The organism is Neobacillus niacini (assembly GCF_023715415.1).
Classification (GTDB): Bacteria; Bacillota; Bacilli; order Bacillales; family Cytobacillaceae; genus Neobacillus; species Neobacillus niacini_C.
Genome location: NZ_JAMBOB010000003.1, coordinates 238,672 through 255,285, shown reverse-complemented (window position 1 = coordinate 255,285; position 16,614 = coordinate 238,672). Strand labels below are relative to the sequence as shown.

Below are 16,614 nucleotides of genomic sequence, written 5' to 3'. Positions count from 1 at the left end.
AAACTATTATTTACTGTGGAATAGACTTTAATTCTTTTAAAATACTTTCTTTTAGCTTAAATTTTTGGATTTTATTTGTCAGTGTTTTAGGAATATCATCAACAAATCGAATATATTTCGGCCACATATACTTTGGCATATTGGCTTGAATCCAAGGGGACAATTCCTTTTCATTTAACTGTTTTCCATTTTTCACTACTATATAAACGACTATTTCATCCTCATCGCCAGCTTCAGCCGGGATTGGGAATGCAGCGCTCATTTCAATACTTGGGTGTTCAAACAAAATATCTTCAACTAAGAAGGAAGAAAACTTTTCACCTTTCACTTTCATAACACTGCCTTGTCGGTCGACAAAATAATAGACTCCATTTTCATCTTTATAGGCTGAATCACCTGTGTGAAACCATAAGTTCTTAAACGCCTTAAGTGTTGCCTCTTGTTTGCCGAAATATTCGGACAGGATAAGGTTTGGCATCAATGGCCGATATGCTAGTTCTCCAATTTCATTTGGAAGACATTCTTCATCATTTTCATTTAGTATCGCAGCTTCCATAAAACCACCCGGCTGCCCCAAATAGCCTTTATTAAAACTATCTGTGCCCTTGTGAACTTGGACTCCTAAATTACGAGAAATATTGACGATTTCTTCCCTTGAATATCCCCTATAATATTCGGATGGTGATCCATTTTCTTCCGTAAGTTCCTGTATTAATCCGCAGATTGCAAATCCAGACTCTGTTTGGCCAAAACCAGCCATAATAAAATCGAAACCAAACCTTTTCGCCATTTCATGATGATAGGAAGGCAATGGCTGAGTATGGACTTTATTGAGAGTATTGCAATTATCAAATGCACTCGGTTCCGCATTCATCAACCATGAGTGCATGACACCCACTAACACAGCACTTGTTGACTGGCTTTGGTTGATTCGTTCCCAAAACTGTGAAGAACTAAATTTATCCCAGCATGCAACACCACAGCCGGCATAAACAGCTCTAGTTATATTAAAAAATGCTCCGCCTACATGATAAAGCGGCAAATCATTGTACACGACGTCCTCTTGATTTAATATTTTTCCAAAGAAAAAACCATAGGCATACATCCAGCGATGTGATTGTACAACCCCTTTTGGCATACCTGTGGTCCCTGAAGTATAGATGATATTGGCAGTATCCGAATAATTCAGGGTTGTAGATAAATTGGATGAGTCTCCACTCAGTAAATCTTCAAACGCAATCTCATTATTAATCAAATTAACGCTTTCCATTTCAGAATTATAATCGTGGTCACCTGGTTTAGGCTGGTATACGACAATCTTTAACTGAGTATTATTGATATTTTCTTTTATCTGATAATAAAGCGGCAGCAGCTCACTCTCTATCATGAGAACTGTCGGATTTGTATCGTTTATTAAATAGGAAAGAGTTTTACCCTTATAGTTAAAATTTATTGGAGCATATACTCCCCCTGCTTTCCAAATACCAAACATAGCAAGTGAACAAATATAAGAGTTTTTCATAAAGACTGAAACTCGGTCACCTTTTTTCAATCCCAAGGATTGTAAGCTACGTCCTACCATATTGGTTAAAGCATTAAATTCATGGTAGGTATTACTCACTTCATCCTCACCGTAATAGAAAAAAGCTTTATCTCCGGTTTCTTCTGCCCAATGCTCCAGCATTCTGACAACAATCTGTTCTTCCTTCCCTATTTCACGGATAACCCCAGTAACATCATTCATGCAAATTTACTCCTTTGCAATAATTTATCAATTATTAAGGACGATATTTATTATGAGATATACCTAATTGGTGCTGTATCACCTCGTAGGCATCCTTGACCCACTCGCACAAAAGCGGCCTGGTATCCCTTGGATCAATTATTTCTTCTACACCAAATTTTTCAGCAGTCCGGAAGGGTGATGTAACACTTTGCAGCTGCTGTAAAATCTGCTGCCTTAATGCCTCAGGATCTGAACTCGCTTCCAAATCTCTTTTATAAGCCACTTCTAGACCACCTTCAACTGGAAGGGATCCCCATACTCCAGATGGCCAGGCATAGCGTAAATTTAGACCATGACCATTGGTCATACCTGCTCCTCCAACACCAAATACTCTCCTGATAATGATCTCCATCATCGGAACAGTGGCTTGGTAAATCGCAGTGATAGCGTTAACTCCTTTACGGATGGTTGCCTTTTTCTCTGCATTTAGCCCTACTTCTAACCCAGGGTTATCCACTAGATTTACAATAGGTAAATGGAAGGTTTGGCACAAATCTACAAAACGCCTGATTTTTTCTGAGCTCTCAGCCGTCATTGCCCCAGCATTCTTATAAACATCTGGCGCGATAACACCAACCGGATAACCATCAAGTCTGGCGAAGGAAGTAATCATCGAGCTTCCAAAAGACCGTCCCATTTCAAAAATAGAATCTTTGTCAAAAATCATCGCTAATATATTACGGATTTTATACAGCTTTCGTCTATTTCTTGGAATAACCGATATTAAATCCTCTTCCCTTCGATTACGGTCATCTGATGATTCTTTTATTGGTGGTAACTTCCAAACATTACTCGGCAGATAGGATAGGAAAGCTCTAATTTGCTGGAAAGCATCTTCTTCAGATTTAGCAATATTATCTACAGCACCGCTAGTGGCATGTACTTGAGTTCCACCTAGTTCCTCTTTTGTTAATTTTTGTCCCATTCCATGTTCAACAATTAATGGACCCGCAACAAATAATTGAGAGATATCTTCAACCATCACAGAAAAATGTGATGCTGCTACTCTTGCTGCTCCAAGTCCAGCCACTGAACCTAGACATGCAGCCACCACTGGTACTCTGCTAAGATTATCCACAACATGATCCCATGACGGATTAACAGGGATATAGGTATATCCGTGGTCGGCAAGTAGTTTCACACTTCCCCCGCCACCGGTTCCATCTACTAATCTAATCATAGGTAGCTGCAATTCTTTGGCCATTAATTCTGCATAGATCTGTTTACCTGTAACTGCTCCGTCCATGGCTCCGCCTCGAACGGTAAAATCATCGGCACCAACGACCACTTTTTGTCCATTGATTCGGCCAGTCCCTGCTACAAAATTGGCCGGTGTAAATTCAACTAATTCACCAGTTTCATCGTATTTTGCATTCCCTGCAATGGCACCTGTTTCATGAAAGCTACCTTCATCTAATAGTTTTTCCACCCTTTCACGGACGGTTAATTTCCCTTGCTTTCGGTGGCGGGCGACTCTCTCCTCACCGCCCATTTTTTTGGCCAGCTCTTCACGGTATCTGAGTTCTTTTATTTCTTCTTCCCATGACATAATGTTATTGCCTCCTTTCAATTCACTCTATTAATGATAGCTTGGTAACAGCTTCTCTAACTCTACCTTAATTACTTTACCTGTTGCCGTCATTGGGAGATTATCTACAATTCGTACCACTGGAACCTTGTAGGTTGCCATATTATTTTTACACCATTGTTCTATTTCTCTTTCAGTAATTTTGCCTTTATAGTCTTTATTGATTACTACAAAAGCTACCGGAATTTCACCCTTATTCTCATCTGCCATGCCTACAATGCCATTTGCCTCCACTGCCGGGTGTCTTGACAGGATAACCTCCACTTCTGGAGGGAAAACACTCATTCCATTCACTTTTAACATTTCTTTATTTCTGCCTAGGAAGTGAATATAGCCATGCTCATTAATCATTGCCATATCTCCTGTATGAAACCAGCCATTTTCAATTGCCTTTGCGGTTGCTTCAGGCTTATTCCAATACGATTTAAAGAGTGATGGCGTCCGCACCATGAGCTCTCCTTCTTTACCGAGAGGCAGTAATTCTCCTGTTTCGAAGTCTGCTATTTTAAACTCTGTCCCTGGAATAGGCAATCCAACAAACACCGGACGGCTGTTTAAATCAAAATTATCTGCCTGCATTGAAGTGGTATACGTATCGTACGTATTTGTCTCTGTCATACCCCAGGTCGCTTCCACCATGACACTGCCCGTTAATGTTTTCCAGCTATCTCGATAATTAACATCCAGCTTTTTGGACAAAGACGTAGCGGTTGTTTTCTCTATAGAACTTAAATCATATTCATGGATAGTTGGTATCTTCATTAGCTCTGCAAAATTATCTACACCGCCGTTGATAAACGTAACCTTATATTTCTCAATTGTTTTTAGGAAGGCTTCAGGATCCCATCTTCCAAATAATACATGAGTAGCCCCGGAAATAATCGGGTTCAGCAGACACAATATTTCGCCGGCAATCCAAAATGACGGCCAATATGCCAAGCCAACATCTTTATCAGTTAATCGGAAGACATACGTACAAGCGGATGCCGTAGTGAATAACATGTCCCTCTGTGTATGTACACAGCCTTTTGGCATACCTGTTGTTCCACCTGTATAATTAAGGGCTGCAATATCATCAAGGGTAACTTCTACCTTCGGGTAAACTGGACTCTGTTCCTTTAACATCTTGACCATATCCACTGTTTCAGAACAAGCTTGTTTTGGTTCAAGATACATAGGGTGAACAGGAATGGTAGGATTGTGAGGTAAACAGTCTGAGAGGCTGGTAGTAATAACCTCCTGGATGTTTGTATTCCCTTTAACCTGTTGCACCAAAGGATTTAGTAAGTCACTTGTTACGATAACTTTCGCATCTGTATCCTGTAATTCATACAAAAGCTCTTCATACTTAAACATTGGATTTACTGGAACATGAACACAGCCAATCTTTAACAGTCCGTAAAAAGCAATGTGAAATTGTGGGCAATTTGCTAGAAATATCGCTACTCTATCACCTTTCTGCACCCCTCTATCAATAAGGAAGGAAGCAAAACGATTGCTTAAATCATCGAGTTCAGCAAAAGTTATTTCTTTTCCATAATAGATAAGACATGGTTTGTCAGGGGTTAGCTCTGCCCTTTTGCTTAAATATTCTGTTACCAGCACCTCACCGAAAGGGTAGTAGGCTTCTTTCGGTAAATCTACAGGACGATTTTCATTCCAAAGGAAATGCAGCTTTTCTAAATATTTACTTTCATCCATCTTGTATCCCTCCTAAAATAAGTATGAAAGATTAAAATGTTAATATTTTTATGTAAAGCTGCCTAAGAAATTTTTCTTATGCAGCTTTTTCTTTAGTGAAAAGAACATTTTCACTAAAAACTATTAAATGTCGTATTGCTGTTCGATTACAGTAAAGGCAGGCTTATCAGATTTAATATTTTTTATTAATAAAAATATCATTTCTACAGCTACTAAAAGGAAAGCAACCGGTGCAAACATGATGACATAAATCATTGGATAGTTAGAGCCTCCTGCAGTAAAGGATTCTCCAGCCTGTGCTGCAGTCACAGCATACTCTAAACCATAGAATGCCAGCAGCAGCATTAAAATGATCTCAATAATAATAAGCACGATTGCTACAAACTTTTGAAATCTTTCATTAAACTTCACAACAACAAATTCAATTCTTGGCATCATTCCTGCAGCAAATGCAAATGCTAAGGCAGGAAATACGGTCATTGGCATAAAGTAATTTTGAGAAACCTCATATGCATAAAGGCCCGAGGATCCAAAAATATTACGAAGTGCTACATCTAAAGTGGTGTAAAACATCATAACAAAGACAGTAAGACCACTTATCATCATTCCAACCCATTTTATCTTTTGAAATACCCCATACCCACGGATTATCGGTTGTGACAATGTAACCTCCCCCTTTTCCTAAAAAATAATTTACATTTGACCTGGCAGGTAGGTGATCAGACCTGGAAAAATAATGATCAAGGTAACGATAACAATGGTTAGATAAATAGCCATCGGCATGGCATATTTAAATATCTTTTCGCTCTTAATTCCAGTAACCCCTGATACAGAATATACACTCAATCCAACAGGAGGTGTAAGTAAGCCAATCGTACATAAGATTCCGACCAAAACACCAAACCATAATTTATCTGTTCCCATTTGGAGGATTAATGGTAAGACCACCGGTGCAGTCATTACGATTACAGCTGCACCTTCAATAAGCATAAATAAGACAAAATAGATAACGCTAAGAATAATAAGGATTAAAACTGGGTACTCCATCAACGAACTTAAAGCTTCTATCAGTCTTCTAGGCAGTAATGTAATAGAAACAAACCTTCCAAATATTTGTGCACCAATCATAATCATCATAATCATGGAGGTAAGTTTAACCGTTTCACTAAATGATGTTACAAGGAAATTCAAATTCACCCGGCGGAGGATAAGTGCTACAACAAAGCTGACAAAAGCCCCTACAGCTCCCGCCTCAGTCGGAGTAAAAATTCCTGCGTAAATTCCATAGAAGACGATAATAGCTACTAAAGCGATTAGAATCAGCGCACTAATAGCCCTGGTTTTAGGTACATCTTCTCTTTCAAATTTTACTAGTCTTACTTCCTGACCCTTATTGGCTGTTTTCAAGTTAATCAGCATTATGATGATAATAACGAACATCATAATTATTCCAGGCACCAATGAACCGATAAACAGCTGTCCGATTGGTGTTTCTGTAGCTACTCCCCATAAAATGAGAACAATACTGGGAGGAATTACACTCGACAGCGATCCTGCAGCGGCAACCGTAGCTCCCGCAATTCCTTCAGAATATCCCCGTTTCATTAATTGAGGCACCGCCACCTGTCCCATAGCACCAGCAGAGGCGTTTGAGGAACCAGAAACCGCTCCCATCAATCCTCCTGCTATTACAGTTAAGATACCGAGAATACTGGACCTGCCTTTTGAAAAATTGTATACAAGATTATAGAGGTCCTCTACGATTCCAGAACGCACGATAAATTGTGCCATTATCACAAACAATGGAACGGTCGATAGGGAATAGCTGACCGTCCGAATAAACGGATCTGATTGCAGAAAGCCGGTAATATATGCGGGTCCTTCCATCAAAACTAATCCGATAATCCCAGCTGCAAGAAGGACGGAATGGATATACATCCCTGCTACTAGGAATACCAGCATTAACGCAAATACAATCAGAAATATAGTTCCTACTGTCACACAAAGACCTCCTCATAGCTTATATAATTTTCTAATACTCTGGGATTGCAAGGGTAAACGCTTTCAAATAGACTTTTACCCTTTGTTTTAATATTAATAATATTAAGATAATTTATAATATTTTTTCACTATTTTTCTTTCATGTCAATGTTCAAATCTAAGGAGGTGGAAAATTATATAGTATTATTATTATTATTTTTTCCAATTATTCTATTGTCAGAATAACATCGCCTTCGTTTACAAAATCTCCTTCATTCACTTTGATTTCTGTGATGGTTCCACTTTCCTCTGCCTCAATTGGAATTTCCATTTTCATAGATTCCAAGATTACAACCTCTTGATCGGCTTCAATTTTATCGCCTACATTTACGAGAACTTTCCATACGTTCCCTGTCATAATAGATGTAATTTCTTTCATTAACTTTCGCCCCCTAATTCTTTCAACATAATGAATAAAAAATGTTATACTTTACTCTCTTTTTTCTCCCACCATGGATAAAATCCCGGTAAATCCGTGCTTACCTTCATCTTAAAATTAGCTTCCCGCTTTTCAAGAAAGGATGTAACACCCTCTTTTGCATCAGCCTGCTGGCCAATCCAATGCATGATCTTAGATTCTACTTTATGAGATTCAACCGGATGTTCAGCTCCCAGCATACGCCACATCAACTGTCTAGCTAATGCAACAGAAATAGCGGAAGTATTTTCTGCAATTTCAGCAGCAATTTTTCTGGCAGTTGGCAATAAGTCTTCTGGAGAAACAACGCGGCTTACGAGCCCCTTTTCTAAAGCTTCCTCAGCCTTAAAAATGCGGCCAGTACTTACCCATTCAATGGCTTGACTAATACCTACCGCACGCGGGAGGAACCAGCCGCTGCATGCTTCAGGAATGATTCCTCTTCTAGCAAATACAAATCCCATTTTTGCATTTATTGAAGCGATGCGGATATCCATCGGCAGTGTCATGGTTACTCCTACTCCAACAGCTGGTCCATTGATGGCAGCTATAATAGGTTTTTTAAGTTCATAGATTCTGAGTGACAACAAACCGCCTTCATCCCGGTGTTCTCCTGGAGGGCTGTCATCTCTGAAAGTATCGCCGCCTTTTCCTAAATCTGCGCCAGCACAGTATGCTCTTCCCTCACCAGTCATGATGATAACCCTTACATTATCATCCTCATCAGCTTGATCAAATGCCTGGAAAAGGTCCTGCAGCATTTGTGAATTAAAAGCATTTAACCGGTCTGGACGATGTAACGTTATTGTCATAATCTGATTAGTAATATCAACTTTTATTGTTTCAAACATTATTAATCTCCTTTTTATATCATTAATTTAATCAGTTTGGAATACTATTAAACTCGTAAATTATTAAGGTGTAATGACAATGGAAGCACGAGTTACTTTGCGTTTTGAGGATTGATTTAGCGCATCATTAATTTGATCTAATGTAAACTCCGCATCGAGCATTTTATGGAATGGGTATTTTTCTACATTAGCTGAAAGAAATTCTAGTGACTTTCGCAAATACCACGGATTGTAGCGAACGATAGGAATAATTTCAATCGCCTTTCGAGTTAGTAATCCTGGATCAAAGTCCACGTATTTTCCAGGAGAAACGTTTCCGACGGTTACATATTTTCCACCTGTTCGAATTAACTGGATTCCTTCTGAAAAGGCCGCAGGTACACCTGCAACTTCTAACCCTACATCCGCCCCATTGCCTTTTGTTAAATCACGGACCACTTTTGAACGTTTTTCTGTAGTGTCAAATTCATTCATATCGATGAGATGATCTGCACCAAATCCCTCAGCTTGCTGTAAACGACTCTTTATCCCATCCACTATGATTACAGTTGCACCTTTTTCTTTGGCAATACTAGCGGCGTATAAACCAAGCCCACCTGCACCTTGAATCACAATCGATTGCCCGTATTGAAGATTTGCCAGTTCAATTCCAAAATAAACTTGAGATAATGCACAGTTAGCACTGGCAGCAACAACATCCGGAACATTATCAGGTACCTTATAAAAATATTGGTCGGGATGAATGTAATAATGCGTTGCAAAGGTGCCATGAAAATGCGGGGCTTCCGTCGGGGACTTTACCCAATATTTATAAGCATTTTCACAAAGGTTAAACTGCCCCTCTTGACAGTAGCTGCATTTTTTACAGGTTAAAAAATAAGCTGAAACAATCCGGTCGCCTATTTTCAATGGTTTACCTGAATAATCCGTTTCTACGCCTTCTCCTAGGGCATATACTTCACCTATCATTTCATGACCCAAAATTGCACTTTTAAGAGATGGATGGTGACCCTGCCATATATGCAGCTCAGACCCGCATACATTCGTTCTCTTTACTTTCACTAGTACTGCACCCGGTTCAGGGATTGGTAATTCATACTTTTGATACTCTAAATGTTCTGGTTTAGTCATGTACGCAACCGTACCATTCATCTCATTTCCTCCTTTAAAGAATAATTTCTATATTAATATATATGCAATATTCATGCCAACTTTCGGCCTAAGCACTCTTTGCACAGAATAATACCTTAAAATCAAAGGGTACAGTTGAACAGGCAGTCATCTATCTGATTTGCATTCTTTGTTAAAAAACAATTGCATTGCATTTTCGCAATACAATTGTTTAAATAGTCAGAAATTAATTGCTAAACTGCATTCTAACCCTGGTTAATTCAGCACTTGCGTTTTTGCAAAGGAATTGCAAAAACGCAAAATGCTAGTTGCCCTCAAAATTAGGCTTGCGCTTTTCTTTAAATGCTTCAATTCCTTCATGAAAATCACTGGTTTGCTCCATTACCGACTGGGTTACCCTTTCCAATTCAAGCATTTGATTTAAGTCAGAGGTGAAGGATTGGTTTACCAATTTTTTTGTCATTTCATAGGACTTTCCTGGCCCATCCACAAATTGGCTAATAAATTGGCCCGCTTTTTCAGAAAAGTCACTTGTATTATAAACCCGGTTGACAATTCCCCAATTATAGGCTGTTGCCGCCGTAATTGGCTCCCCAGTAAATAGTAATTCTTTGGCACGCTGCGCTCCAACTAATCGCGGCAGAAAATATGAGCCGCCACCGTCGACAATAAGTCCAATCTTAGCAAAACTCATAATAAATTTGCTGTCTTCTGTCGCCACAATTAAATCACAAGCCATTGCAAGACTAAAGCCTACTCCTGCTGCATAGCCATGAACAACTGCTATGACCGGCTTTTCAACATTCCGAACCGCTAAAATGGCTTCATTTACTCTGCCTAAAAATTCGTGTGTCCCAGATGGTGTATTTTTCCCCATCCCTTTAATATCACCCCCAGCACAAAAAGCTCTGCCGGCACCCTGAATGGTAATAACACGAACTGCCGGATTATTCCTGGCATGATGAAAGGTTTCTGTTAGTCCTTTAATCATTTCATCACTTAATGCATTCAATGAGTCTGGACGATTTAAAGTCAGCTTCATGACTCCATCTTGAATATCTACTAATAAATGTTTGTTCTCCTCCATAACTTTCCCTCGTTTCTCTAATAGAATCACTTATTCTTGTAATATTGACTCAGCCGGCCTAATCGTACTCCCCTCAAGATGCGGGATAACAGGGCAGGCATTTTGGTTTAATGTATATAAGACTTCATCACGATAGCCTTCAAGTATAAGTTTTTTTCCAATTCTAGTTCTTTGCAGTACTTCTTTATCGTTTTCTTTATTACCTTTATAGAAGTATAGTGCTGCGAGAGCTGCATCGGATAAATCCCATTCCAACCCCCGATTTGCTCCTGCGTCTAGTAAAGCATTTAAAAACGAACCAGCTCCAAAAAAATCCTCAAGATTAAATCTTCCCGCTGAACCCGAACAAACTAGTAAAATCGGCTCATTGTCATATTTATCTACTAAATAATTGGCCAGTGCCCTTTGGTTCAACATTGAGCCAGCATAAACTTCACGCGCAGATGAAGCTTTTTTCAATGCCACCGTACCATTTGTGGTCGAAAAAATGACTGTTTTACCCTTTACTTTCTCTTTTAATCGAACAGGAAAAGGGTATAAAAACCCTTCGATTGGCTTTCCAAGGTCTTCGCCTACTAAAACATAATTATCATTATCCAGTTCAGCAGCTATTCTTAAGGCTTCCTCAAAATAATAGACTGGAAATACCTCTTTGGCTCCACTGTGAAGCATTGATGCTACTGTGGAAGTAGCCAGTAAAACATCAAAGACAACGGCGATTTTGTTTGGAATTGTTTGGACATTTATGTCTTCTTTACGTAAAACCAAATCAATGCGCTGCATTTATAGACTCCTATAATTAGAATTTGACATCGCTTTCATCGCTTTCTTGAAATAATATTCGGTATGTTTATTAAAGGAAGCAAATCTTTCATCCTTTGTTTGTCCTAGTTTGTAACGGTAATAGATTTGTTGCGTAATCACAGCATTCTTAAAAAAAGCAAGAGTTAAATAAAAATTAAAATGGGCAATATCTCTTCCACTTTTCACAGAATACGCTTCAACTAATTCATTATGGGTCATAAAGCCGGCCATTGTTGTGATTTTGGAATGGGACTGATCATGAAATTCATCTGAATCAGCTGCTTCAATCCAATAAACAAACATACCGGCTAAATCACAAAGCGGATCTCCTACTGTGGTCATTTCCCAATCAAACAACCCGACAATTTCTTTTAAGTTATGTTCAAACATCGTATTATTCAACTTAAAATCATAATGAATAATAGTGGATTCGAGTGTGTTAGGAATATTAGCTTGAAGCCAATTCATCAGGTTATCAACACCGTCGATTTTATCTGTTTTTGCCCGCTCATATCGCTCAATCCAGCCTTTCACCTGCCTGGTCAGAAATCCTTCAGGCTTCACCATACTTGTTAATGCTGTTTCCTTATAATCAATTGAATGTAAGGAAACAAGAGTTTCTATCATTTTAACTGAAATATTTCTGCACAATTCTTTGGTTGGTATTATATGTTCTGGAAATGTTCGATCGAGTACAATACCATGTTTCCTCTCAAGAATTACAAAAGGACTTCCAACTATTTCTAAGTTATCTGAAAATAACATCGGTTCTGGCGCGAGCGGGAAATGAGGATGAACAGCCTGTAAAATCTTAAATTCTCGTCCCATATCATGCGCCTTTGGAGCAACAGGTCCCAGCGGAGGACGGCGAAGAACGGCTTCCCACTTACCCTTTTGCAGACGGTATGTAAGATTGGACGCTCCAGATGGAAATTGATCCACCTTCAATGGTTCAGGACCAAGACCTGGAATATTTTCTGCTAAGAAATCTTCCAGGACAGTAATATTTAATTCTTCACCTTTTCTTATTGGAATGGTATCAATCCATCGTGTGTGATTATTCTTCATAATCTCCCTCCAAAAAATTGAAGATATTGTTCAAGCGATTAGATCATTTATTTACCTAGAAGTGTACCTCCATCAACAACAAGGGTGGTACCTGTTACGAAAGAGGCTTCATCTGATGCTAAAAAAAGACATGCATTCGCTACCTCTTCCGGCTGCCCGATTCGTCTTAATGCGTTTGCAGTTGACATTAACGGCCATTTTTCTGCATTTCTCCATTCAGAAACGATTTCGGTGTCAATAATTCCCGGTGCGATGGCATTTACCCGGATATTATATTTGCCGTACTCAAGTGCTGTACTTTTTGTAATAGCAATTACACCGCTTTTTGCAGCGGTATAAGCTCCGAGTAATTTTTGCCCTTTAATTCCAGCAACACTTGAAGTGTTGATAATAGAACCACTTCCGTTTTTCATCATCACAGGTATAGCATATTTCATTCCGTAAAATACACCGTCTAAACATACATCAACTACTTTTTTCCATTCATGAATGGGCACATTGTGGATTTTATTTTCCTTTTGTGTAATTCCGGCATTATTGATCATCACGTCTAATGTCCCATAAAGGGATACCGTTCTATTTACGAGCTGCTCTACTTCTTCGGGAATGGTAACATCTGTATGATGGAATACAGCATTTCCACCATTTTTCTCTACCAAATGAACAGTTTCTTCTCCCGAATCTAGATTAATATCAGCTATTACCATATCGGCTCCTTCACGAGAAAAGCGAAGAGCCGCAGCTCTTCCAATCCCGCTTCCTCCGCCTGTAATGATTATCTTCTTATTTTCTAACCGCATTTCTCCACCCAATTTCTTCTATTTTCTATATTATGTTGAAGTTTGTCCGCCATCTACTACAATGGTTTGACCGACAATATAATCTGAAGCACTTGTTGCAAGGAAAAGCGCAAGTCCTTTAATATCATTATCCGTTCCAAATCGCTTGGCAGGAGTTTTCTCGAGAATTTTTTCTCCATGGGCACTTATGAGACCGTTGGACATTTTGGTAGGAAACCATCCAGGTGCGATTGCATTAACTTGAATATTATATTTTGCAAGTTTTACACCAAGATCTCTTGTAAAGGATATCACGGCACCCTTACTTGCATTGTACCCAATGGTGTCCATCACACCTTCTTCCTCTCCGATTAATCCGGCCACAGATGCGAGATTGATAATCTTTCCTTGCTTGCGTTCTATCATATGCCTTCCCACTGCCTGGGAAAATAGAAAGGTCCCTTTTACATTCACATCCATTACCTTATCCCATTTATCAATCGGCATCTCTAGAAATGGCGCCCCCCATGTGGCCCCGCTATTGTTAACTAGAATATCTATCTGTCCGAATTGATTAAGGGTTTCGTCGACAACACGCTGCACATCTTCTTGATTGGTAACGTCGCATTCTAGCGCAAGTGAACCAACACCTTGTTTCTTAATCCTCTCACTTACCTCTTCACAGGCTTTAGCTCTTCTCGAACATAGCACAACATTTGCGCCTGCTTCTGCGAAAGTTTCAGATATGTACTGGCCAAGACCTCTTCCGCCGCCAGTAACAATTGCAGTTTTACCCTTCAAATCAAACAACTCATTAATTTTCAAAGCATATCCTCCTTTCAAACATGCATCTAAATTAGCTCGAAGCACCTTGCCGAGCTTTTAACTCTAGTTTTGCGATAGCATTGCGATGAACCTCATCAGGTCCGTCTGCTAATCGCAGTGTACGAATACCAGCATACATATTAGCTAATGGTGTATCTGCACTGACACCAGCGGCACCGAATGCCTGTATTGCCCGGTCAATAACTTTTAGTGCCATATTAGGGGCAATTACTTTAATCATGGCGATTTCTTTTCTAGCTACCTTGTTACCAACCGTATCCATCATATATGCTGCTTTCAACGTTAATAATCTTGCTTGTTCAATTTCAATTCTTGAGTCCGCAATCCATTCACGAATGACCCCTTGATCACTCAAACGCTTGCCGAATGTGACTCTATTTTGAACACGGTCTATCAATAATTCGAGTGCCCTCTCTGCTGCACCAATTGTGCGCATACAATGATGAATTCTTCCAGGTCCTAACCGCCCCTGCGCAATAGCAAAGCCTTTTCCTTCTTCCCAAATAATGTTGGAAGCAGGAACACGAACGTTATTGAATTCGATTTCTGCATGTCCGTGTGGAGCATCATCATAACCGAATACTGGTAAATGACGTTTAATGTTAACTCCCTTTGTATCCAGCGGAACTAGAATTTGTGATTGCTGCTCGTGTCTTGCTGCATTAGGATCTGTTTTCCCCATGACAATCGCAACTTTACAACGAGGATCATTGGCACCGGATGACCACCATTTTGTGCCATTAATGACAAACTCGTCACCATTTCTAACAATACTTAAACTGATATTTGTTGCATCTGATGAGCCTACATCTGGCTCTGTCATTGAGAAACAGGAACGAATTTCTCCGTTTAACAGCGGCATCAGCCATTTTTCTTTTTGTTCCTGTGTTCCATAACGGACAAGTACCTCCATATTGCCTGTATCTGGAGCACTGCAATTAAATACTTCAGAACCAATCGCAGAGCGTCCCATAATTTCAGCAAGCGGTGCATATTCAAGATTCGTTAACCCTGCACCATATTCACTTTCAGGTAAAAATAAATTCCACAGCCCCGCATCCTTCGCCTTCTTTTTCATTTCTTCCATAATAGGAGGAGATTGCCAGCGTGTCTTCCCTTCATTTAACTGATTATGGTAGATTTCCTCATTTGGATAGACTACTTCCTCCATGAAGGCTGTTACCTTCTCTTGCAGCGCTTTGACTTTATCACTGTATTCAAAATTCATATTCTCACTCCTCTATTAAAATCGTAATAAGATAAATCTCCCTGGTATGTTTTAAAACAAACTACTAGAAAAGTAGCGGGACCAGGGAGATAAAATAAATTTCTTTAAATAAACAATCAGGAATAGCTATTTTATTTTAGATTCATAATCTCTTCAGGAACGCTTCCGCCGTTTTTAACTACTAGGTCTCTCCAAAGTTTTGCTGTTTCTAATCCTGGAAGGCCTTCTTTTTCTTTTGCATCAATCCATGTTTTCCATGTATTAACAGATGCCTTCTTAATTAATTCTTGTGCAGAAGCATCCATTTCACTATAATCGATAAATTTAACGCCTTTTTTCTTTGCATTTTCTACAGCTTGTAAATTGAAATCAACTTTTTCTGTACTTTCATAGGATAAGTCGTAAGCTACTTCTTTCATGATTTTCTGAATATCTTCAGGCACCTTTTTCCAGCCTTCTTCAGACATAGCCCAAATTAATGGGAAATGTCCAATAGCGATGCCGGTTACAGAGTTTGTAATAATTTCATCAAAGCCATATGGCTCATAATCTCCAACAGAACGAACATTTCCATCTAACGCACCTCTGCTTAAAGCTTCGAATTCATCACTCCAAGTCATAGATACAGGTTCAGCACCAAGTTCCTTAACAAAAATTTCATGTGCACGTCCACCAGCTCGTAAGGCAATATTTTTAAAGTCTGCAGCTGTTTTAAGTTCTTTATCCTTAACAGTTCCTAATGTGTATTCAGGTGTCGGCATACCTGGCAGTACAACTAAACCGTGTTTACCGTATTCTAGTTCAGCAAATGTTTTTCCATCTTGAAGTTCTACATCACTTGAAAGTAAATCAGCATGTGCTTTTTGCGCAATTGCAGTATCTGACTTAAGTAATGGCAGCATCGTTACATCTGATAAAGGAAATTGGTCTGGCTGATAGGTCGGTAAAAATGGCCCTGCGATATCAATCGTGCCAGAAGATAATGAGTTTACTTCTTCACCCAATGGAACGAGTTCTTGGTTGGCGAATACTTCAAATTTCACTTTACCGCCGGATTTTTCTTCTACTTGTTTTACCCATTTCGCTGTGAAAGCATTGGAGTGCAAGTCTGTACCATTATTTGAATTGTTTAAACGTAAGGTAAGGACATCACCATCTGATTTTGTCGAGGAAGAACCTTCGCTGGCACATCCAGCCAATACAACAAGTATTAAAAGAAACATACCAAGATTAACTAACCTTTTTTTCATCACATTTTCCCCCTTTTGTTTTTAAAAATTTATTTGT

General features: G+C 39.2%; 15 protein-coding genes. All 15 read right to left on the bottom strand.

Annotated elements, in window-relative coordinates; translation table 11 throughout:
- Positions 1-10: 10 nt before the first annotated feature.
- Positions 11-1,744 (bottom strand): class I adenylate-forming enzyme family protein, encoded by a 1,734-nt coding sequence (locus M3189_RS07805; RefSeq protein ID WP_251633263.1) that lies wholly within the window; start codon positions 1,742-1,744, stop codon positions 11-13.
- A 34-nt stretch (positions 1,745-1,778) separates the two neighbouring features.
- Complete coding sequence (locus M3189_RS07800; protein WP_251633262.1) at positions 1,779-3,335, bottom strand: acyl-CoA carboxylase subunit beta; 1,557 nt, start codon at positions 3,333-3,335, stop codon at positions 1,779-1,781.
- 30 nt (positions 3,336-3,365) lie between these two features.
- Positions 3,366-5,075, bottom strand: coding sequence for an AMP-binding protein (locus M3189_RS07795; protein WP_251633260.1), 1,710 nt, complete (start codon positions 5,073-5,075; stop codon positions 3,366-3,368).
- 123 nt (positions 5,076-5,198) lie between these two features.
- Positions 5,199-5,738, bottom strand: a complete 540-nt coding sequence (locus M3189_RS07790; protein ID WP_251633259.1) for a TRAP transporter small permease — start codon at positions 5,736-5,738, stop codon at positions 5,199-5,201.
- A gap of 30 nt (positions 5,739-5,768) precedes the next feature.
- Positions 5,769-7,076, bottom strand: coding sequence for a TRAP transporter large permease (locus M3189_RS07785; protein ID WP_251633258.1), 1,308 nt, complete (start codon positions 7,074-7,076; stop codon positions 5,769-5,771).
- Between the two features lie 205 nt (positions 7,077-7,281).
- Entirely contained in the window at positions 7,282-7,494 is a 213-nt protein-coding gene (locus M3189_RS07780) for an acetyl-CoA carboxylase biotin carboxyl carrier protein subunit (RefSeq protein ID WP_251633257.1), read from the bottom strand.
- A gap of 44 nt (positions 7,495-7,538) precedes the next feature.
- Positions 7,539-8,384 carry a crotonase/enoyl-CoA hydratase family protein gene (locus tag M3189_RS07775; protein ID WP_251633256.1) on the bottom strand — a complete coding sequence of 282 codons (846 nt, stop codon included), beginning with the start codon at positions 8,382-8,384 and terminating at the stop codon, positions 7,539-7,541.
- A 63-nt stretch (positions 8,385-8,447) separates the two neighbouring features.
- Positions 8,448-9,536, bottom strand: a complete 1,089-nt coding sequence (locus tag M3189_RS07770; RefSeq protein ID WP_251633255.1) for a zinc-binding dehydrogenase — start codon at positions 9,534-9,536, stop codon at positions 8,448-8,450.
- 283 nt (positions 9,537-9,819) lie between these two features.
- Positions 9,820-10,602, bottom strand: a complete 783-nt coding sequence (locus M3189_RS07765; RefSeq protein ID WP_251633254.1) for an enoyl-CoA hydratase/isomerase family protein — start codon at positions 10,600-10,602, stop codon at positions 9,820-9,822.
- Positions 10,603-10,632: 30 nt separating this feature from the next.
- Entirely contained in the window at positions 10,633-11,385 is a 753-nt protein-coding gene (locus M3189_RS07760) for a 2-phosphosulfolactate phosphatase (protein ID WP_251633253.1), read from the bottom strand.
- Positions 11,386-12,474: a phosphotransferase family protein gene (locus M3189_RS07755; protein ID WP_251633252.1), complete on the bottom strand. Its 1,089-nt coding sequence runs from the start codon at positions 12,472-12,474 to the stop codon at positions 11,386-11,388.
- A 47-nt stretch (positions 12,475-12,521) separates the two neighbouring features.
- Positions 12,522-13,274 (bottom strand): SDR family NAD(P)-dependent oxidoreductase, encoded by a 753-nt coding sequence (locus M3189_RS07750; protein ID WP_251633251.1) that lies wholly within the window; start codon positions 13,272-13,274, stop codon positions 12,522-12,524.
- A gap of 30 nt (positions 13,275-13,304) precedes the next feature.
- The gene (locus M3189_RS07745; protein WP_251633250.1) at positions 13,305-14,078 is read right to left on the bottom strand and encodes an SDR family oxidoreductase; all 774 of its coding nucleotides are present in this window, start codon (positions 14,076-14,078) and stop codon (positions 13,305-13,307) included.
- 31 nt (positions 14,079-14,109) lie between these two features.
- Positions 14,110-15,327 (bottom strand): acyl-CoA dehydrogenase family protein, encoded by a 1,218-nt coding sequence (locus M3189_RS07740; RefSeq protein WP_251633249.1) that lies wholly within the window; start codon positions 15,325-15,327, stop codon positions 14,110-14,112.
- Positions 15,328-15,458: 131 nt separating this feature from the next.
- Entirely contained in the window at positions 15,459-16,577 is a 1,119-nt protein-coding gene (dctP, locus tag M3189_RS07735) for a TRAP transporter substrate-binding protein DctP (protein ID WP_251633248.1), read from the bottom strand.
- Positions 16,578-16,614 lie beyond the last annotated feature (37 nt).